Source organism: Verrucomicrobiia bacterium (genome assembly GCA_035946615.1).
In the GTDB taxonomy this organism is placed as follows: domain Bacteria; phylum Verrucomicrobiota; class Verrucomicrobiia; order Limisphaerales; family UBA8199; genus DASYZB01.
In genome coordinates, this window is the sequence record DASYZB010000132.1 from 80598 (window position 1) to 100395 (window position 19798).

General features: G+C 57.8%; 14 protein-coding genes and 1 tRNA gene. 10 read left to right on the top strand and 5 right to left on the bottom strand.

Annotated elements, in window-relative coordinates; genetic code table 11:
* Positions 1-64: 64 nt before the first annotated feature.
* The gene (locus tag VG146_19215) at positions 65-1072 is read right to left on the bottom strand and encodes a metallophosphoesterase (protein HEV2394486.1); all 1008 of its coding nucleotides are present in this window, start codon (positions 1070-1072) and stop codon (positions 65-67) included.
* Between the two features lie 51 nt (positions 1073-1123).
* Between VG146_19215 and VG146_19220 the strand changes: the two genes are divergently transcribed.
* Positions 1124-2521, top strand: coding sequence for a lipid biosynthesis B12-binding/radical SAM protein (locus tag VG146_19220; protein HEV2394487.1), 1398 nt, complete (start codon positions 1124-1126; stop codon positions 2519-2521).
* A 7-nt stretch (positions 2522-2528) separates the two neighbouring features.
* Here VG146_19220 and VG146_19225 read toward each other — a convergent pair whose 3' ends face one another.
* Complete coding sequence (locus VG146_19225) at positions 2529-3617, bottom strand: PilT/PilU family type 4a pilus ATPase (GenBank protein ID HEV2394488.1); 1089 nt, start codon at positions 3615-3617, stop codon at positions 2529-2531.
* A gap of 267 nt (positions 3618-3884) precedes the next feature.
* On the opposite strand from VG146_19225, the gene VG146_19230 reads away from it, so the two are divergent.
* Entirely contained in the window at positions 3885-5759 is a 1875-nt protein-coding gene (locus tag VG146_19230) for a tetratricopeptide repeat protein (protein ID HEV2394489.1), read from the top strand.
* A gap of 216 nt (positions 5760-5975) precedes the next feature.
* Here VG146_19230 and VG146_19235 read toward each other — a convergent pair whose 3' ends face one another.
* Positions 5976-6935 carry a TIM barrel protein gene (locus VG146_19235; protein HEV2394490.1) on the bottom strand — a complete coding sequence of 320 codons (960 nt, stop codon included), beginning with the start codon at positions 6933-6935 and terminating at the stop codon, positions 5976-5978.
* 69 nt (positions 6936-7004) lie between these two features.
* On the opposite strand from VG146_19235, the gene VG146_19240 reads away from it, so the two are divergent.
* Together VG146_19240 and VG146_19245 are read left to right on the top strand one after the other, a co-directional pair.
* Complete coding sequence (locus tag VG146_19240; GenBank protein HEV2394491.1) at positions 7005-8339, top strand: VCBS repeat-containing protein; 1335 nt, start codon at positions 7005-7007, stop codon at positions 8337-8339.
* A gap of 329 nt (positions 8340-8668) precedes the next feature.
* Positions 8669-9244: a hypothetical protein gene (locus VG146_19245; GenBank protein HEV2394492.1), complete on the top strand. Its 576-nt coding sequence runs from the start codon at positions 8669-8671 to the stop codon at positions 9242-9244.
* 249 nt (positions 9245-9493) lie between these two features.
* Here VG146_19245 and VG146_19250 read toward each other — a convergent pair whose 3' ends face one another.
* Positions 9494-10747: a fibronectin type III domain-containing protein gene (locus tag VG146_19250; protein HEV2394493.1), complete on the bottom strand. Its 1254-nt coding sequence runs from the start codon at positions 10745-10747 to the stop codon at positions 9494-9496.
* A 340-nt stretch (positions 10748-11087) separates the two neighbouring features.
* On the opposite strand from VG146_19250, the gene VG146_19255 reads away from it, so the two are divergent.
* Both VG146_19255 and VG146_19260 read left to right on the top strand, forming a co-directional pair.
* Positions 11088-12131: a dipeptide epimerase gene (locus VG146_19255; GenBank protein ID HEV2394494.1), complete on the top strand. Its 1044-nt coding sequence runs from the start codon at positions 11088-11090 to the stop codon at positions 12129-12131.
* Positions 12132-12906: 775 nt separating this feature from the next.
* Positions 12907-12982, top strand: a tRNA-Lys gene (locus VG146_19260).
* Between the two features lie 150 nt (positions 12983-13132).
* Here the strand turns inward: VG146_19260 and VG146_19265 are convergent.
* Positions 13133-13786: a hypothetical protein gene (locus tag VG146_19265; GenBank protein HEV2394495.1), complete on the bottom strand. Its 654-nt coding sequence runs from the start codon at positions 13784-13786 to the stop codon at positions 13133-13135.
* 651 nt (positions 13787-14437) lie between these two features.
* On the opposite strand from VG146_19265, the gene VG146_19270 reads away from it, so the two are divergent.
* The 4 genes from VG146_19270 to VG146_19285 all read left to right on the top strand — a co-directional run bounded on the left by VG146_19270 (position 14438) and on the right by VG146_19285 (position 19378).
* Positions 14438-16768 carry a VCBS repeat-containing protein gene (locus VG146_19270; protein ID HEV2394496.1) on the top strand — a complete coding sequence of 777 codons (2331 nt, stop codon included), beginning with the start codon at positions 14438-14440 and terminating at the stop codon, positions 16766-16768.
* Positions 16769-17073: 305 nt separating this feature from the next.
* Positions 17074-17601, top strand: a complete 528-nt coding sequence (locus tag VG146_19275) for a hypothetical protein (protein HEV2394497.1) — start codon at positions 17074-17076, stop codon at positions 17599-17601.
* 46 nt (positions 17602-17647) lie between these two features.
* Positions 17648-19027, top strand: coding sequence for a hypothetical protein (locus VG146_19280; GenBank protein ID HEV2394498.1), 1380 nt, complete (start codon positions 17648-17650; stop codon positions 19025-19027).
* 78 nt (positions 19028-19105) lie between these two features.
* The gene (locus tag VG146_19285) at positions 19106-19378 is read left to right on the top strand and encodes a hypothetical protein (GenBank protein ID HEV2394499.1); all 273 of its coding nucleotides are present in this window, start codon (positions 19106-19108) and stop codon (positions 19376-19378) included.
* The last annotated feature ends 420 nt before the right edge of the window (positions 19379-19798 follow it).

The following is a 19798-nucleotide window of genomic DNA, read 5'->3' on the forward strand; positions in this document are numbered from 1 at the left end:
ATTCGTGAAATTAGTGTCTCGCTCCGCCTGGTCTGAGGTCGCGCCTCGCTACGGGTCAGGCGATTCACCCCCGAGCCTCCGCGCGCCAATCCAGGGCAATCTTTTGCCCATGAGCTCTGTGCGACCTATCCACACAACGCAGCTCCAACTCCATTCCTTTGCCTTGCACCCGCGCATGCACCCAACCGGAGGGCTCGCCTTGACGAAACACGTAAGAGACCGGCGGCAGGTTGATGAAATGGATGCCGCTGCTGTCCTGTTGGACATCCCAGTGATGCGTGTGGCCGAAGATATAAGCCTTCACCTGGTTGCGTGGCCGGATGACTTCAAGCAAAGCCATCGTGTCCTTCAATCCCATGTTCCCGCCGTTGAGCCCCGGGTTGTGATGGATGAGAACCAATGCCGGCTTATGCGAGTTGGCGTCGAGCGCTTTGCCAAGCCAATTCAATTGTTCAGGCCCCAGCAAACCCGGTGTCGAGAGCGTCCTTTCGAGTGAATCCAGGATGAACCAATTGACCCGGCGCGTGCGCAGAAGGGCCATCTGCCTGTCAGCCAAGGGGCGGCGGGCTGCTTTTTCCTTTTCGAACGCTTCCCAGAAGCGGTCGCGGTTATCGTGGTTGCCTAAGGTGAGGTGCACCGGCATTTGAGCCGCGCGAATCGGCTCGAGCAAGTTAGCCAGCACTCCGTAATCAGCGCTTTCCCCGTTGTTATAGGCGCAATCGCCTGTGATAAAGACCCCCGATGGCCGGCCAGGCAGAGCCAGCAACTCGCCCGAAACGGCCTTGAAATGTTCGGTCATATTGATACCGCGCGAGACCAAAGTGCGGTCTGCCGCCAAATGCGTATCGGAGAGCAAAGCCCAGGAATCGTGGTCAATGCCTCGATCGCCAGCGAACAATTCGGGGTTGAGGACCAGCCCCGCGCCTGCCGTCAATGAACGGGCGAGAAACCGCCGCCGTGAAATGGGTCTGAGATAAACCGGCATGGTGGTTTCTTTACCGAGCGGGCGGGAGCAGCACAAGGAGAAACCGGTGAAGAGCGTGGGCGCCTCGACGAGGACAGACTTTTCCATCCGGTTCACTTTCCCATTCCTTCCCGTGCCGGCACTCGCTATCCTCAAGCCGTGCCGTGCCGGATTCTCCTTATTAGCGCGAATCAATGTTCGAGTCCCGACCCGGTTTTCCCGCTCGGCTTGGCCTATCTCAACGCCGCTTTGCGCCGCGCCGGACACACATGCCTCTGGTTGGATTGGCTGATGGACTCCGGTCGTTTGCTTCAAGTGTTGCGGGAGTGGCACCCGGATTTCGTAGGCATCTCCGTGCGCAATATCGACGATGTGCTCATCCGAAAGCAGGAAACCTTCTTCGGAGAACTCGCCGAGCTGACTGCCGCAATTCGTGTCGAGGCATCTTGCCCGGTCATTTTGGGTGGCAGCGGGTTCAGCATTTTTCCAAAGCAGTTGCTCGAATTGGCTCAGGCCGATTTTGGTATTGCAGGGCCAGGAGAGGCTGGCTTTCTCAGGTTGATTTCGGCGCTGAAAAACGGGACCGATTACTCCGGCATCCCCGGCCTGGTCTTCCGCGAGGACGGGAAGGTTATCGTCAACGGGGCTGCGCCCGCCGGCTCCGCCTGCGCCCTCGATCTGTGCGACAGGCCGGCTTCTATAGCGGCCTATTACATCCAACAGGGCAGTATGCTCAATCTGCAAACCCAGCGGGGCTGCTCGTTCCGCTGCTGTTACTGCACCTACCCGCTCGTCGAAGGACGCCGGCGCCGGCGTCAGCAGCCCGAGTTCATTGCGAATGATTTCGAGCGCCTGCAACGCTTGGGCGCGCGGTACGTTTTTATTGTCGATTCGGTCTTTAACTCTTCGGCCCGGCATGTCACCGAGACCTGCGAGGCCCTCCTGCGCCGAAAGCTCAGGCTGCCTTGGGGCTGCTTTCTGCGGCCCCAGGGCCTTACACCGGACTTGATGCGGCTGATGGCCCGCGCCGGCCTGACCCATATCGAGTTTGGTTCGGACAGCTTCTGCGATGAAGTCCTGGCAGCTTATCGCAAGGATTTTACCTTCGAAGAGGTCCGCCGCGCCAGTGAACTTGCTTGGAAGGAAAAAATCGATTTCTGCCATTTTCTGATCGCGGGCGGCCCAGGTGAAACGGAGGCGACTTTGGAAAAAGGTTTTGAAAACTCGCAGCGGATACCGGGGGCTGTCATCCTGGCGGTAGTCGGCATGCGCATCTATCCCGGAACACGCCTTCACACCCAGGCGATTGCCGAGGGACGCATTTCCCGCAAAACGAATCTCCTCAAGCCAGTCTATTATCTGGCGCCGGGGTTAACCGAGGAGGACACCTTTGCAAAGATTGCGGACTTCGCCCGGCGCTCGCCCAACTGGCTCGTGGGCGATCCGGACCCCGGATACCAAAGACTGGTTAATCGGCTGCGCCAGCGAGGCCTTGCGGGGCCGCTTTGGAGCTATTTCGCCATGCTCCAGCGGTTGCAGGCCCGAAAGAGCCCATAACCCCCCATTACGTCAGGATTCGCCGGCCCTCGTCGAGGAAGATTCCTTTGAAATTCATTTCGAGGGCCTGTGGATTGGTGGCTTTGCCCAGCGCCTCTTGTTCGGTTATCTTGCCCTGCTTGACCAGGTTGAACAGGGCCTGGTTGAAATTGATCATGCCGTCGTCCATCCCCGTTTCGATCGCCGCAGGCAATTTATCGAGCCGGTTCTCTTCAATCAGCTTTTTGACAGTGGGAGTGTTAATCATGATCTCGAGTGCCGGCGTCATCGAGCCGGCGATGGTGGCGACCATGCGCTGGCAGATGACCGCCTGCAACGTGCCCGCAAGCTGGCGCCGGATTTGTTCCCGCTCGTCGGCTTTGAAAAAGTCCAGAATACGACTAACCGACTGGGCGGCGTTTGTAGTGTGGAGCGTGGAAAGCACCAGGTGACCGGTATCGGCCGCGCTCATGGCCGCCGTGAAGCTGATCGAGTCGCGCATCTCACCGATCATGATGATGTCCGGGTCCTGCCGCAGGACATGCTTGAGCGCATGATGAAACGAGAGCGTGTCCAGGCCCACCTCGCGCTGCTCGGCCACGCATTGGTTGTCCTCGAAAACATACTCGATCGGGTCTTCGAGTGTGATGATGTGCTTTTTGAAATTGGCATTGATGTGCTCGATCATCGCCGCCAGCGTCGTGGATTTGCCGCACCCGGTCGAACCGGCGAGCAACACGATTCCCCGCGGAGACTCCGCTATCTTGCGGATTTGCTCCAGCAGACCGAGTTCCTCAAAGCTCGGGACGACCGTTTTGACGTAGCGCATGGCCAGGCACCATTGCCCGCGCTGCTGGAAAAGATTCGTGCGGAATCGGCCGATGCTTGGCACGTAATAGGAAAAGTCAACCTCACGCTCCTGTTCGAGCCTCTTTTTGAGGTGAGCGGGGGTGATCTGTTCGACGATGCTGTTCATCCAATCCTGGGTCGGAAGGGGACACTCGATGGCAATGAGCTGGCGGTTGATCCGGAAGATAACGGGCGTCTGGATCTTGAGGTGGACATCCGAAGCCCCGCCTTCCATGGCGGTTTTCAAAATCCGATGAAACATTTCCATGCGCGGTAAAGTAACAAAAGAGACCCTGGAACCAAGAGCAAAATAGACTTCGGCGCAACGGGACGGCCAGTGACAAAGTAGCGCAGGCGTCTCGCCTGCGGGTTCTGGCGGCGTCCCCGCCGCCAGAACCTCACAAAACCGGGCGAGACGCCCGGTTAACCCGGCAGGCGTGGACGCCTGCCCTGCACTTTGTCCATAGCCCTGCACAGGGGACGACGCAAATCCGAATATTGAATCTGCCTTCGCGACCTTTTAAACTGCAGCCCAATGCGGCTGCAACGAACTCCCCAGCCCGTCAGGTTTGCTCAGGTCATCCCCGGGCGCTTCACGCAGGCAGGCTTGGATTGGGCGCGTGTATGGTGGCTGCGAGGCTGGCTGCCCATCCTTCTGCTGGTGATTGGGACCTTGTGCGCGTATGGCCCTTGCCTCGACGGAGGATTTGTCTGGGACGACGACGCCTGGACTTTGAAATTGCAGAACTTGCTCGGCAGCTTGTCGGGCTTAGGACAGATATGGAGTCATCTCACCGCCCTGCAGCAGTACTATCCTTTGACGGCGAGCAGCTTCTGGCTCGATTACCATCTTTGGGGCTTTTGGACGCTCCCCTATCACGTGGAAAATGTTCTCCTGCACATTCTCAACGCGCTGCTTTTTTGGAAATTGCTTCGGCGCCTCGATGTTCCAGGCGCTGGATTGGCGGCGGGCATTTTTGCATTTCACCCCCTTGGTGCCGAATCGGTCGCCTGGATCACCGAGCGCAAGAATGTGCTCTCGCTGGCCCTGTTTCTGGGCGCCTTATTGTGCTACGGACGCTTCACGCGCTTCTGGAAACATGACGACAGAGTGCCTGCCAAACCCGGACCCTTGCCGCGCGAGTGGCGGTTTTACCTGGGCGCTCTCGTCCTCTTTTTGGCGTCTTACCTGGCGAAGGCGACCACGTTCGCATTTCCGGCTGTGCTTTTGTTAATCTGTTGGTGGAAGACCGGGACGATTCGCCTGCGCGAGGATGTCTTGCCCGCTTTGCCATTCTTTGCGCTGACAATTGGTTTGGGATTGTTGACCTCCTGGCTCGAACGGCATCATGTCGGCGCCAACGGCCCGGAATGGGACCTCTCCTGGGCCCAGCGCTGTCTCATCGCCGGACGCGCCCTCTGGTTCTACGCTGGCAAGCTCGTTTTACCGGCTCACCTTTGTTTCATTTATCCTCGCTGGCAGCTCCAGTCCCATTCGCTCCTGCAATGGCTTTACCCCATTTCAGCCGCCGCCAGCCTCGTGGCCCTTTGGGCCTTGCGCGCCCGTATTGGTCGCGGCCCGTTGGCGGCTGTCCTTTACTTCGCCGGCACGCTTTTTCCGCTGCTCGGTTTTATGAATGGTTATTTCATGCGCTACTCGTTCGTGTGTGACCATTGGACCTATCTCCCGTGTCTCGGCCTGATCGCTCTCGGTGCCGCCCTGGTAACAGGCGGCGCGCAACTTCTGGAGGCCCGCGGCCTGATTTACATTATTGCAGCGCTGCTGCTGCCTGGCCTGGCCGCGCAGACCTGGCGCCAGGCCGCCACCTTCGCCGACAGCGAAACCCTTTATCATGCGACTCTGGCGCAAAACCCCAATGCCGACCTGGCCCACAATAACCTGGGCCTGCTCTTGTTTAGAGCCGGCGCGGTGGATGAGGCCATCGCTCATTTCCAAAGGGCCGTTGAAATCCGGCCCAGCTCGGCCCATGCGCATAATAACCTGGCCAATGCGCTTCGCGCGACCGGCCACGAGCGCGAAGCCGCAGAACAGTATGAGATGTCGCTGGCTCTCGAACCGGCCAGCGCAAACACCTGTATCAACCTGGCCATGCTCCTGGCGACCTCCGCCGAAGCCTCTCTACGCAACGGGCCCCGCGCGCTCGAACTGGCACGGCGCGCCAATACCCTTACCGGCGGCAGGAACCCCGTTGCGCTCGGCACGTTGGCGGCTGCTTTTGCCGAAACAGGACGCTTTGCCGAGGCAGCGGCTACTGCGCGCCGGGCCTTGCAATTGGCCTCTCAACCGCCCGGCAACTCCCTGGCGCAGGCGCTCGAGGCTCAAATTGAGCTTTATGAGGCCGCCAAACCTTTGCGGGAGGAGTCCCCGGATAACTTTCGGCATCCTTGAGCCGGTTGACGCTGTAGGTTGAAGTGCCGTTGTATCCCGACGACCTCCCGTCGGGGGAACGCGTCCCCGAACGCGCGTCGGACAGGAAAACGTCGCCCCGCTCACGTGAGCGGGGCGCGGGAGTCATTCAACATCGAACACCATTGATCAGAGACCCCTTACTTCGTCTCCTACAAAGGGTTGGAACTGACCTTGTCATTGGCCCTGTTTTGCCACTCACGCATCCGCCAACCAGCCCTCCAACGCGGCCCGGCTTTCTTTGAGCGCTTTCACCAACCCGGCGCGGCTCTTGTTTTTGCCGTGGTTTGTCCAGTCGTATTCCATGTGCATCGAGATTGGGGCATGGTATCCCATTTGCCTGAGCAATTTGAAATAGCCAGTGCCAGCGATGTCCCCCTGTCCGAACGGCACCCACCGCCGGCCCGCCGCCACGTCCTTGACGTATGCGATCCGGAAATGCGGCTTCACCAACTCGAAGTAGCGTCTCCATTCCGCCCCATGCACCACCAGGGCATGGCCGATGTCAAAGGCAACCCCGGCTTGGGCCGGGTCGAGCCCTTCGAGCGCCGCTGCGATCTCACGCAAATCACCCCCAAAGTAAGTGTGGTTGCCCGCCGGCGAATGGTTTTGGATGAGAGCGCCAATTCCGATGGCTTTGTTCAGAGCCGTCAGGTCCTTCAGTCGCGCCCGCACCTCGCGCGCTTGCTTTTCACTCGAAACCCCGGCCTCGCGTTCGATGAAGCCGATCCGGTAATACTGCACCCCCGCCGTGCCAGCAGCTCGCAGGACATCCTCCGCATGAGGCGTGGCCGTGCTTAGAATCCCTGTGCTCAACAGCGGGATTTGCAACTTGCGCTCGCGGAGGATGCCGGCGTAGCGAGGAAGTTCCTCAGCTACTCGTTCCGGTTCAATTTCCCCGCCTGGGCGAACTGGGGAATCAACACCGTCGAGTCCCGCTTCCGAGCTAACCTCCGCCGCTTCGTTGAAATTCAACCCAAGCTCCTGGTACACTTTGCTGAAAACCACAATCGGGCAGCGCCCTGGCTCAGCCGCCTTGGCCTCAGATAGCGGGGCCGCCCCGTAGCCCGCAACCGCAGACGAGACCAGCATCGTGCGTTTCAGGAAATCACGGCGTGAAACCGCATTCGCTACCGGATAGTCAGCATCCCGGCTCATATTCTTCAGCCGGCTCTTAGGCGAGGAACAAGGTTGACCACCCTGTCCAAAACTGTCAAGCATTCCCCCATGTTTAAAGTCCTGCTTTCCTCAGTCGCTCTCTGCACGGCCATTTCATTCGCCTCCGCCGGAGACCTCCTCCCCACTTTCAAGAAGATTCAATTGACCGATCAGTTTTGGGCTGAGGGCGCCGACATTGCAGATTTCAACCACGACGGCAAAATCGATGTCTGCTCGGGACCCTTCTGGTACGAAGGACCGGATTTCAAGAAACGCCACGAGTTCGCTCCGGCCACGGCCACCTTCAAACGCAAAAATGCCGATGGCGCCGAGGAGACAATCCCCGGGTTCGAAGGGGCGCTTGGCGAGAAAAATGCCTATTCGGAGTGCTTCCTGACGTTCGCCTATGATTTCAACCACGACGGGTGGCCCGATATTCTGGTCTATGGCTTTCCGGGAAAAGAAGCTGCCTGGTACGAAAATCCCAGGGGCGCCGAAGGACACTGGGCGCGCCACGTGATTTTCGATGTGGTGGATGATGAATCGCCCGGTCTGGCCGACATCACCGGCGATGGCCGCCCTGAGATACTCTGTTGTTCCCGCGGCTACATCGGCTATGCCCAGGCCGATTGGAAGAACCCCGCCGCCCCTTGGAAATTCCATCCTGTTTCACCCAAAGGCAACTACCAGCGCTTCACCCATGGCATCGGATGCGGCGACATCAATGGCGATGGCCGGGTGGATATTCTCGAAAAAGACGGGTGGTGGGAACAGCCCGCTTCTCTGGAAAACGACCCGGTCTGGATTAAACACCCATTCCACTTTGCCGACGAGGCCGCCCAGATGCTCGTCTATGATGTCAATGGAGATGGCCTCAATGATGTCATCACCAGCCTCAACGCCCACGGCTACGGCCTGGCCTGGTACGAGCAGGTCCGCCAAAACGGCAATATCACCTTCCGCCAACACCTGATCCTCAATAAAGACGCCACACCCAACAAATATGGCGTCGCTTTTTCCCAGCTTCACGCCCTGGCCCTGGCCGACATCGACGGCGATGGCTTAATGGATATCGTCACCGGAAAGCGCTTTTGGGCGCACGGCAAGAATGGCCCGGACCCGGATTCCAACGGGCAGGCCGTCCTTTACTGGTTCCAATTGGTCCGCCACGCCGATGGCCAGGTCGATTACGTCCCACACCTCATCGATGACAATTCCGGCGTCGGAACCCAAGTCACCGCCGGCTTCGTCTCGAGCAAGAAATTCCCTGATATTGTCGTTGGCAACAAAAAGGGTGTGTTCGTCTTCGAAAACCAGGCCGGCCGTTCTCCGCGCCCCAGGACTTTGGAAGAGGCCCACCCCATACCCCAAAAGTGGCTGCGGCCTGATGAGAACAACCGCTGAACACAATGGCGCCAAAGTGGCAGAAGGGTCTCGCGCTTCCGGACGATTGATAAACTGATATTGATTATTTATTGAATTGATAGATTTGCTTTTGCCTGCTATGGGACAGCAGGCTACAAAAACCAGAGGACGCAATCGGCCAAAAACTCGATCCGCAAAACTCAAAATCTCATTTTGGCACCAAGCCTAACGAAACCCCTGAAAATCAATGGGCCAACGCGAAACTTTCCCCTTATGGGACGCCTGTGAAAAAAATATGCAAAGTAGGGGGCCCATTTCCGAGGAAATTCCGAGGCACAGCTCTCATATTGGGAGCCATTGTTGTAGTTGTGGCTGTGGTGATCGCACGGTTTTGGAATCTCCGTTCGCCACGTCCGGCCCAGACGTCATTGACTGCTGCCGAGGTGCGCCAGATTGTGAGCATTGTCGCCAAGAAGCGCTGGGAACTGGTGCGCTTCGCCGCTCGAAAGCGCGAGTTCAAATTGCTGCGGCGCTTTGCTCTCGCTCGAATTGAATCCGTGAATGCCGATTCACCGACCTCAGAACGAGCTACCGTTCGGTGTCATGCGCCATTTGAGCCAGCCGTGACGGTTATTATGACCTTTGTGCGTGAGGGCGCCAACGCGTGGAGATTTGAGAGGTGGCGTGTCATCGAGAAGACCGGTAATAGAGCAGCCCAGCCGATTCTTCCAGGCGCGTCTATTAGCGAATCGAATGCGCTCAGATTGATGCGACCGGCTAACGAGCTCAGTCACCCGCGCAGCGTACAAAACAACTCCGTGCCAAAAAGCAAATTCCTTTCAATTTCAATTAATGACACGGTGCCAATGTCCTTCCCCGCGAGCGCGCGTTTCATTAGAGCCCAAGGTTGTTCCTCGCTTGAGTTACAGTCAGCGTCTTCATAAAAGCATTTTAACGCCCAGCCTGATAACGCAAGAGACGGCCGAGGGAGCAGTGCAGCCGCGAAGGGGAGAGGGGTCCCTCTGTGTGTAATCCATCCCATGGTCCCCCCAGTACCTTTTGAATTTATAGATTTGCTTTTGCCTCGGCCGGGGAAGCGAAGGGTTTATGGGATGGTCCAGTCCGCGATCAACAGGTTTGGAACACGCAAATCCCCTTCGTTAAAACTCGTGAAATTCGTGTCTCGTCTTTCTTTACAGGCCCCCCAGATTAAAAACATTCGACGAAGGACCCCATCCGAAGGCATTGTGCGCCTTCACTGTCACCGACCAGTTCGGGATGTAATCCACGCTAAAGTACGCCGTCAGCGCCGTTCCGGACACCGCCTCCGTCAACGTGCCCGCACCGTCGCTGCCAATGATCGTAATCTGATATTGATCAATCGGACTGTCGCCGGCCACCGCCGCCGCCCACGTGGCCACCAGCGTGTCGTTCGTCCCGGTGGGGTCTGGGTTCGACCAACTCGCCATGACATTGGTCGGGGCCGAAGGTGGTATCGAGGCCGCCTCGGTCGTTACATCAATCGGAGTCGAGGCCGGACCGGTTCCGCCGATGCTGGTGCTCACCACAGTGATTTGATATGTCGTCTGGGGCTGCAGCATCGGGATGACCCCGTTCGCGCCCGGCCCGGCCACGGTCGTTGTGAGCACTGAAGCCGTTGAGTTGACAGGCGCCGCTGTCAGCGTCGATGACGTGATGGCGGCCGGGTTGACTCCGTTCGGCATCCAGGCAACCCGAAACTGGTCGCCCGACTGAACGGCAGTCACACCCGTCGGCGCCCCCGGTACCGGAACGATGAGATACGCGTTCGCGCCGCCGTTATAAAGAATGTCCTTGAACCCGTCGGTGGCAATGAACGCCGGGTTGGCCCGGGCCCCGCTCGCGGGCGTGCTCGTCGAGACCACGTTGCCGGCCCAATCCCACATCACAGTGACCGAGGCCGTGTGTACAGAGGGGGGACTCCCGGCCCTGCCGGTGCTGCAAGAGGTCTTCAGGTCCACCGTGCCGGTCGGATTTCCGCTGGCGGGATCGAAGCCGGTTGCATAGACCTGCTCGGAGATGCCGCCGCAGTCGTAGCCGAGAATCGCGAACGCCGTGGACTGCGCCAACAGCAGTTGCGTTGGCTTGGGTTGGAGCGTCAGCCGGTAATACCCCTGGCTGGCCGAGGCTGCATTGCTGACAATAACCGACCTCACGGTTCCGTAGCCCTGAATCCCGGCCTGGAAATTGGTCCACGGCGCCAACAAGTCCGGGCGCATCTGCAGCCCGTAATAGTTCGTGCTGGTGGTCGCAAACGACAACATTAAGTCGTTGCCCGATTTCGTCGCCGCCAGGAGCCCTGGCAGCAGGGGCAGCGCTGCCGCCGAAAATGATGCCGGCAGGCTCGCGCCAAAAAACAACCCCGTCGCGAGAGTGGACGCGCAACTCCATTTTATCATAGTGCGCATAATGGGAACTGCTTCAAACTAGCACAAGCGGAGCCCAAATCAACCTGTCCCGAAAGATCTGCCCCCAGCTCTCTGTCCCCGAACCGCGTCGAGCTTGATCCCGACTTTAACAAATTCTTTCGAACCGCGGAATACGCGAAATACGCGAAAGAATCAGGCGTATTCCGCGTATTCCGCGTGTTCCGCGGTTTAATCCCTTTTCTATAGTGGCATGAATCCTGAAAGCGCAAAAGTGATGCGCTTCTGGTCATACATTTCAACCCTTGGAAGAGGATTAGCGAAAAACTCAGTCGTAACACAACATTTGCTTTTTCCTCCGGTTTCCGCTTCCGTATGCCCAGTGAAACTGACTTTCAAACCACTCGAACTCCAATTGGCCCATACCTGGGCCATCGCCCGCACCCAGGCCACCAAAGCCGCCAAAGTCGTTATCGTGGAACTGACCGGCGCTGACGGCACCAGCGGCCTGGGCGAAGCCGCCCCCAGCGCGCGTTACAAAGAATCCGTCACCACCGTTGAAAGCTTCCTCAAACGGGTGGACCCGCGCGGCCTTTCTTTCAACGACATCGACGGAAGCATGACCTATCTCGACACCCTTTCCCGGCACGATATGGCCGCCAAATGCGCCCTCAACATCGCCTTGCTCGACGGCGCGGCAAAACGTGCCAGGCAGCCTGTTTATGATTTCCTCGGACTCGGCTTCCGCGAAGGGCGCCATGTTACCTCGTTTACCATTGGCATCGACAAACCGGAAGTCATCCGCCAAAAGGTCGTCGAGGCCGACCGCTACCCCATCCTCAAAATGAAGCTCGGTGTCCCCGGCGACAAAGCCAATCTCCAGGCCCTGCGCGAGGTCGCCCCCCAAAAAACTATCCGCGTTGACGGCAACGAAGGCTGGAAAACCAAGGAGCAAGCCCTGGAAAACATTCAATGGCTGGCCCAGGACGGCCGCATCCAGTTTGTCGAGCAGCCGATGCCCGCCAGCATCCCGGCCAAAGACTGGGCCTGGCTTAAGGAACGGTCCCCTCTGCCCATCTTTGGCGATGAATCGTATCATTTAGCCGATGATATCGAGGAGGCGGCCAAATGTTTTCATGGCGTCAACGTGAAACTGGTCAAGACCGGTGGTATCAGCGCCGGTCTTGCTGCTCTCCAAGCCGCGCGCAAAGCCGGGCTCAAGACGATGATCGGTTGCATGATCGAAACGAGCATCCTCATCAGCGCCGCCGCACATTTGGCTGAACTGTGCGACTATTTGGACCTCGATGGCAATATCCTGATTACCAACGATCCCTACGCCGGCGTAACTTCCGAAAAGGCCGCCCTGTCCTTCGCAGAGGCGGCTGAGAAGCTCGGCCTGCGCGTCAGCGCCAGGAACCATTGAGAGGACAGAATCATGGGGAGAGAAGAAAAACCAGAAAGCGGAGAACAGAAAAATAGGCTCTCGTACTTTTGGTTTCGCACTGCATCCAGCCGAGTACCTCGGTGGTGGTCGAGGCCCGCCAGGCTCTTCACGCGATAGAAGGAGCTCAGCCCGGCGGTTGCGGAGTTACACTCAAGGATTTTGCTCAAGGCAATCCGGCTCGGTAATACCGGAATGGGAAATTGGTCCATCCCGGATCGGACATTTAGCCGCCGCCTCTTGCCTTCCTTTGTCGGAAACTTTGTCGGAAACTTTGTCAAGTGGCTTCTTTTCAATGAAAAATGCAAAATTAGCCAAATTTTGGGGTTTTCACCCCATTGTCCGAAACAGAGGCTCGATTAGCTTACCAGCGGTTCCTTGTAATGGTGGTTAGTTAGGTTCAGGCGGCTCTGAGTGGGGCCGCCTTTTTCATTGCGCCATTGCTCTCCTCTTTCTTACATTTCTTTCACCGTGTGTATGGGTGCGCCTTGTTGGTGCGCTCTTTTGGCTTGGCGCGCTTTTGGAAAATGCACCCGGTCGCATCATCCTCGCCCTCGTTCTGCTGATCTTCAGTATTTTAGGCGTACCCTTTGGGATTGAACAGGAGAATGCAACGGGGGGATGGGAGACGGACAAGGCGAATTTTGACAGGCGGGAGGCGCTCAGGCTTGTGCGCCGTGTCGTTGCTGCCCGGCTTTTATTGACAAAACCCCCGCTTGCCACAATCTTCTCCACCGTTCGGTTGCCTCAATCGGTTGCCTCGGTAGCTCAATTGGCAGAGCAGTTGACTCTTAATCAATTGGTTCTAGGTTCAAGTCCTAGCCGGGGCACCACTTCATAATCAATCACTTACACAAAATAAAATTAATATCCGATTTATTATACTCTGACAAATCCTTGACAAGTGGCGGGAATTCTGGTCCGGTCACGCCATGAAAGAAAAGCAGGGCGGCTACACGGAAATCGGGGAACTCGAAGTAAGGCTACGTCCTCCAATTCTCCCATGCCCAACCTTGCTGTCTAAAGTTGTATAAGAGTTGTGAGGTGTACGACCCAACTTCTTCCGTTGAAAGACCGCTATCTGCGGCAAATTGACGCAAATCCCCCTCAAGTTTCTCAAACAACCGATTTTTCAGGGGGTACCCGCCCTTATAATCGGCTTCAAGAGGAAGGCGATCGCATTCGTCAAGAGGTTTCCAACGACGCACTACCGCAAGTCCGTATTGAAGCAGTTTATCGGACCGCAACGTTTCCGCTGACTTGGTAAAGAAATCCATCGCATGATTTCGTACATCCCCGGAAATCTCGTTTAAAACTAAGTGTAGTTCGCTCATTGAATTTCCGTATGTATACCAGTTCAGTTCTACTTCAATAGCACGTCGTCCAAATTTCAGGTTTGAAAGGCCGGTGTTCCTTCCGATAGGAGAACCTCCCGCTCCATTCCAGCACGGGTCATAAGTTGTAGCAACTTCAACAGCCAAAGCACCGGCTTTTCCGTCCCGTTGAAAGAAAATACAATCGTACAATCCGTCTTCGTGGACCCGGCGAAAGTTGTAGAAAACAGATTTTGCCCAAGCGAACCTAAAGCCCGGATGGTTTGATTCCATGTGAGAAACAACGTCTTTCTTGATCTGCATGGCAAGGCACGCTTGTCCGCATTGTTCAGGCGTCCACAAACACCACGGCGAGCGTAAAGAAGGTGCGGTTGAACGTCAATCGGAGTCAGAACTCCTGACAAACCTGACAAGCGAAGCCGTGCATATAAAAAATCCGCACCCTGTATAAAAACCTTGCCCCTTGGCAACGGCTCTCACGTTAAAAAAATGAAAGTGCATCCTGACCGCATAAGCACGGGATGAAATGCACTCCGATAAAATAACGTCTCGGGACTGGCACGATTAGTGCGTCTATAAAAAACCGACTCTTAATCAATTGGTTCTAGGTTCAAGTCCTAGCCGGGGCACCACTTCTTCTTCCCGTCTGGCAAGCACTTCCGCGATTCGAATCAAACGCCGGGAAAATCGAAAAAGCGTGCTTGGCCAATTCTTGGCCAATTTTCAGGTGATCGCGTTCTCTAAGCGCAATGCGGTGGCTCAGTGAGGATTGAGGTAGCGATGCAGTTCGCTCCGGGAGATCAGGATCCGGCGAAGTCCGGGCAGTTTTCGAAGCACCTTCCGGCGCACGAGTCGTCGCACCGTTTCTGCGCGCACGCCGAGCTCGGCAATGCTTTTCCCGAATTACCTTTCCAACACCCCCGCCGGCTGGCATTTTCTGTCACGTTGAAAATTATGGTTTTATCCCGATATTTTTCTCTCTGCGCAGCGGCCCTGGCTACGGCTGGGCTTATTCTAAACGGTTCGGCGGCCACAACGAACCGCAACCACTTCGGCTTTACCGGTCCGGAAATTTTTCCCATCGACAACCAGATTTCCCAGTTGCACGTGGCCGACCTGGACGGCGACGGCCTCAATGATCTCATTGTGGTCAATAACGCCCGCTCGAAGATTAACCTGCTCTACAATCAAACCGCCAAAACCAACCGGGTCCGCAATCCCTATGCCTCGCCTCGACGCGAGATCAACCAATTGCCGCCCGATGCCCGGTTCCGGATTGAATCCATCGCCTCTGAAAAGCGGATTTCCTGCCTGGTCGTGGCGGACCTTAATGGCGATGGCCGCCCAGACATCGCCTATTACGGCGACCCAAAAGAGTTGGTCGTCCTGTACAACCAGGGCGCCAACGGCTGGAGCATCCCCAAACGCTGGCCTATTGACGACGGCCAACTCTCCCCCAATGCCCTTTGCACGGGCGACCTGAATGGCGACGGGCGCACTGACCTGGTTCTCCTGGCTGAGGATTACGTCTATTTTCTTCCTCAACAGGCCGACCATACGCTGGGTGAACCGCAAAAAATCCCGCTCTCTTCACCTGCGAAATCCATCCAGCTCGTCGATATCAATGGCGATGGGCGCAGCGACTTGCTCCTGGTCAATTGGGAGGACAAAAACCCCTTCCGCTTTCGCCTCCAAAAACCCGATGGCCAGCTCGGCCCGGAGTTGTACTTTTCAGCCGCTCCCATCCGCTCCTATTGGGCCGATAACCTCGAACCGCGCGGCAAAACCGACATCATGACCATCGCCCTGAACTCCGGGCGCGCCGCCGTTTCCCAATTTGTCCTTAAACAGGCCCAACCGCTGTCCGGTTGTTTCCGCCGGGGCCAATTCCAAGTGCTCCCGCTCAATAAAACCGACAAAGCGCGGCGCGGCCAGGTCTGGGCCGATGTCAATGGCGACGGTCTGCCCGACCTGGTCGTGGCTGAACCCGAGAGCGGGCAGATTTCCCTGTACCTGCAGGAAAAGGATGGCTCCCTGGCTTCTCCAAAGACCTTTCCCTGCCTGGCCGGGGTGAGCGACCTGGCCGTTGCCCACTGGCAAGGCGATGGGAAACCTGAGATTTTCATGCTCAGCGCCGATGAAAAGTGCGTCGGAGTCACCCGTTTGGACGAGAAGGGCCGCCTGCCATTCCCGACGCTCCTGCCGTTCGAGGGCAAGCCCCTGGCCATGGCCGTGGGCAAACTGCAACCCAAGGGCAAACCGGTCCTGGCCGTTATCATGGACCAGGACGGCAAGCGCTCGCTGGTGACGCGGACCGCCGATGGCAAGACTCGCAAACAAAAGTTGAGCGAAAGTTTTCAATCCAATCCCACAACCATGGTCTTCCATGATGTCGATCAAGACGGCCTGCCCGACCTGGTGGTGTTGATCCCATACGAGAAAGTCAAAATCCTGCGGCAAGTGCCCGGCAAAGATTTTCAAGAGATCGACGTCGCCCCGCCCGGTGGCGCCATCGACCAGCCCTGGCTTAGCTCCGCCGATATCGACGGCGACGGCAAACCCGAGCTGTTGCTCACTCAAAAAAACTTCCTGCGCGCGGTCGTTCTGGAACGGCAGCAGGCCGGCGCGGAGGCCAACAATGAAGAGGGCTGGGCCTTTAAGGTCAAAGAGCAGATCAACGGGGCCTCGCGCAATTCGCGCCTCGTCGCCGCCGCTGCCATGCCGGGTTGTGCCAACGGGCTCCCCTCACTCTTCCTGCTGGATGCCGAGCGCAAGGCCCTCACCCTTTGTGAGCGCGATGATTCCGGCGTCTTCCGTGTCACCCGCAACATTCCATTGCCCATCGCGGACTTCAGCAACCTCCAAGGCGTTTCACTGGGGACCTCCGCCAATGGCAATGCCCTGGCGTTGCTCGGGCTCAACGCAGTCGCCTGGCTGCCCCTGCAAGGCAAGGCCTGGGAACTCGATGAACTCGACGGCTATGAAACCCCCATCCACGACGGCTATCTCAACGACGTCATCTCCGGCGACCTCGACAACGATGGCCGCAAAGACCTCGTCTTCCTTGAAACCGCTCATAATTATCTCGACCTGGTCCTCTTCGACTCACACCACAAACTCATCCCGGCCAATCGCTGGCAGGTCTTCGAGGAGCATACCTTCCGTGGCCGCCGCAGCGACATGCCCGAACCCCGCGAAGCCCTCATCGCCGACATGACCGGTGACGGCAAAAACGACCTCGTCGTCCTCGTCCACGACCGCATCCTCCTCTATCCCCAAGAGTAGAACGCGCCGCGCCTTTTTCGGGCTCTCAGGCGTTTTCACAACCCACCCCGTCCATTTTCCCCACACCACTGCCCCACCCTGAGACACTCCCCCAACCCCCATAACCAGCAACCCCCGTACCCATGCGCCCAGGGAAAGTACGGTTTTTTGGCACGAATTTCGCTTTACACAAATCAGCCGTTTAGGGAACCCATCCCCCTAACAGTAGGGCAGCGCGGGCAAGATGCGTCTGCAGAGAAATACAGCCGGTCTCGCCCGCGCGTATTAATAAGGTGTTAAACGCCCGAAACAAGAAAGCGAGTTTTATGATCGCTAACGACCCAAACTGTCCGGACAAATCAACAGAATCTCCCGAATCCCCCAACTTCACCCTCGAACCCCTGCGCACCCAGGGCCGCGATGCCCTCAGCACATTCGACATCCCGGCATTCGCCAAAATCACACTCCGCCAGCTCGAAATAACCTGGGAAAACTCCAACAACCAAATAAGCATCAAAAAGGGCGACGACCTTTTCTGCTCAACATGCCCCAACCCCATCCCACCAGCCGGTGAAATAACCCGCGCCACTTTCCGCATCCAACCCAAGGCCGGTGACGGACCCCTCACCGTCGAGATCGTCCCACCACATACAATCTCAATACACCCGCCACACGATCCAACAACAATTTACCTTTGGCTCAACAAACACGGCTTCAAAATGCCACCAGCAGCAGCAGCCATCCTCCTGCTAATCGCCATCGCCGCCGCAACATTGCCATTCCCCGACACCGATGACGATAACGACGACGACACCGTGGACCACCACCGGCACGCCCTCACCGTTCGCTGCTGAGCCGGCCCCGAGAACCCAAAATAGCCGGCAACACACAGGCCCCACGATGTCCAAGAATCCCTGGCATGCCCTCGAGGAGGTCCCAGGCCTCATCGCCACGCCAGACCAGTGGCGCACCCTCCTTGGCCCGAACCTTCCACAATTCCAAACACTCTGCCTGCATCCCGCTGAAGTTCTCCCCCTGACCCGCCGGTGCAAACTCTGCCATTGCAACCACGACATCATCCTCCGGCATGACCACACCGGCGCCATTGCCGTCTGCCGTTGCGACCCGCCAACCTGCCCGGACATCCACCTCACCATGGAACAAATAACCCCCCTTCAACTCAACTGGCAAAGCCTTGGCCGCGCCCTCTGCAAAACACTCCAGCTAAACCCGAAATTCGAATTCCTCCACCCGGCCAACGCCGCCCAGGTCGGCTCCTGGTCGTCAGCGGCAGTGCCAGCCATCCTGACCATCCACGTTTTCCCCGAGGAGTTCCGCAGCACCGTCGCCCAACTCGCAGCGCACCTCCGCCGCCCCTTCCTCCTCTTCGCTCCCACCAGCACCCATATCGACGCCACAGCCCTCGCAATCCTCGAAAACTACGGCGCCGCCTTCTTCCCTCTCGACACAACCGTCACGCTCACCCCCCAAGGTACCCTGACCGCCCGCCAACCGCCCGCCCACCTCTTTCTGCGCTTCACCCCCGAAACCGAAAGAGCGCCCGCCGCCATCATCCACAAACCACGCTACGCCCTCCGAAAAGGCCTGGGCGTTTGGCACCTGATTTTCGACTTCAAAGAAGCCGACATCCGCCACGAAAAAGGACTCCTGTACGTCGCCTGGCTCCTCTACAACCCCCCCGAACAGCCAATTCATGCGATCGATCTCATGGCCAAAATCCCCGAAATCTATCGCCAGCAACTCGGCCTCGCCCCCATCGTTGACCCAACCACCGGCAAGGCGGCCCCCCTGCAAAGCCGTGCGCGCATCCAGGAACGCAGCCTCTCCCTCGACGACGCCCAGGCCATGCGCGCCATCTTCAAAAAAGAAAAAGAACTCGAAGCCATCCTCGACTCCGAAGACGAATCCGAACCCGTCAAAGCCGAAGCCCTCCGCGAATTGGAGGCCATCTCTGAATTCCAGCGGCGTCACGCCAGCCGTTCCCAGGACAGCGCCCGGCGCGTTAATGATGGCGTTCGAAAGGCAATCAAGCGGCTTGAACGGCATCTCTCAACCGCGCTGGACCAGAACGGAACCCCCCACCCAGTCCTCTACCCATTCGCACTCCATCTCCAAAAGTACATCCTGACACCTTCAAGCCAACACCCTGGGTCCGCCGCCCGTCCTGGCAAACCCACCTCCGCAGCCCCTCTCACCTACGAACCACCGAGAGGCACCCAATGGGCTCCAGCACACCACATCGCCACGACAGCGGGCTAACGCGGCTTCGCCTTGATTCCAAATCCGGGGGGCGCAGAATCTGGCTGCCCAATTACCAGCAGACGCTCTAGCTTTGCCTTGATTCCAAATCCGGGGGGCGCAGAATGCTACCCCATCATCTGGACCGACGTCCTCGAACCCTACGGCGTCGCCGCAGCTCCAGACAAACCTCTCGCCGTTTTTGGCGCCATCGAATTCTGGTGGTTCGGCGAGCACGGCGCCCCCCGCATGGACACCTCCGATCATGTCCTCTTCATCAACGACCAACTCGCCGTCCGCTTCATCGAAGAAATCGACTTCGACTACAGCGCCATCGACGCCACCGCCGCCCTCCTAACAGCAGCGGCGTAACACCCAGCCCGGGGCGGGTAGCGCGCCCGCCCCGCCCTCCGCGCCAGGCCCATTAAGAATCTCATGCCGGCCACTCACCATCCCCCACGGCTTTTTCCACACGGACTTTGCGCCGCACCTTGTCGCATTTGTTGCTTGTCACAGCCAGCCACCATGACACACTCACCGTCAAACCTGCAGAACGGAAGCCACAGAGACGGGAAAACCAGGGGTGCGCCGCCTTTTAAAACAACAGCCCTGCAGCAAACAAAACCATCCCAAAAGCAATCATAGGTACATAATTTGGCCTCGTCAGCAAAATCTGTGGGTAAACTCATTGGGCTCGGGGAGCTTTCCTAGCGTGTGATACAGGGCAATTTCCATCGCATCGTAGGTGCGAAAGCCGTAGGACCGTCTGGTAGCCACTCGGATCTTGTTATT

Coding starts and splice junctions, on each gene's coding strand:
- VG146_19215 (HEV2394486.1), bottom strand. CDS start 1,072: ATGGAAAAGTCTGTCCTCGTCGAGGCGCCCACGCTCTTCACCGGTTTC.
- VG146_19225 (HEV2394488.1), bottom strand. CDS start 3,617: ATGGAAATGTTTCATCGGATTTTGAAAACCGCCATGGAAGGCGGGGCT.
- VG146_19230 (HEV2394489.1), top strand. CDS start 3,885: ATGCGGCTGCAACGAACTCCCCAGCCCGTCAGGTTTGCTCAGGTCATC.
- VG146_19235 (HEV2394490.1), bottom strand. CDS start 6,935: ATGAGCCGGGATGCTGACTATCCGGTAGCGAATGCGGTTTCACGCCGT.
- VG146_19240 (HEV2394491.1), top strand. CDS start 7,005: ATGTTTAAAGTCCTGCTTTCCTCAGTCGCTCTCTGCACGGCCATTTCA.
- VG146_19250 (HEV2394493.1), bottom strand. CDS start 10,747: ATGCGCACTATGATAAAATGGAGTTGCGCGTCCACTCTCGCGACGGGG.
- VG146_19265 (HEV2394495.1), bottom strand. CDS start 13,786: ATGCAGATCAAGAAAGACGTTGTTTCTCACATGGAATCAAACCATCCG.
- VG146_19270 (HEV2394496.1), top strand. CDS start 14,438: ATGGTTTTATCCCGATATTTTTCTCTCTGCGCAGCGGCCCTGGCTACG.
- VG146_19275 (HEV2394497.1), top strand. CDS start 17,074: ATGATCGCTAACGACCCAAACTGTCCGGACAAATCAACAGAATCTCCC.
- VG146_19280 (HEV2394498.1), top strand. CDS start 17,648: ATGTCCAAGAATCCCTGGCATGCCCTCGAGGAGGTCCCAGGCCTCATC.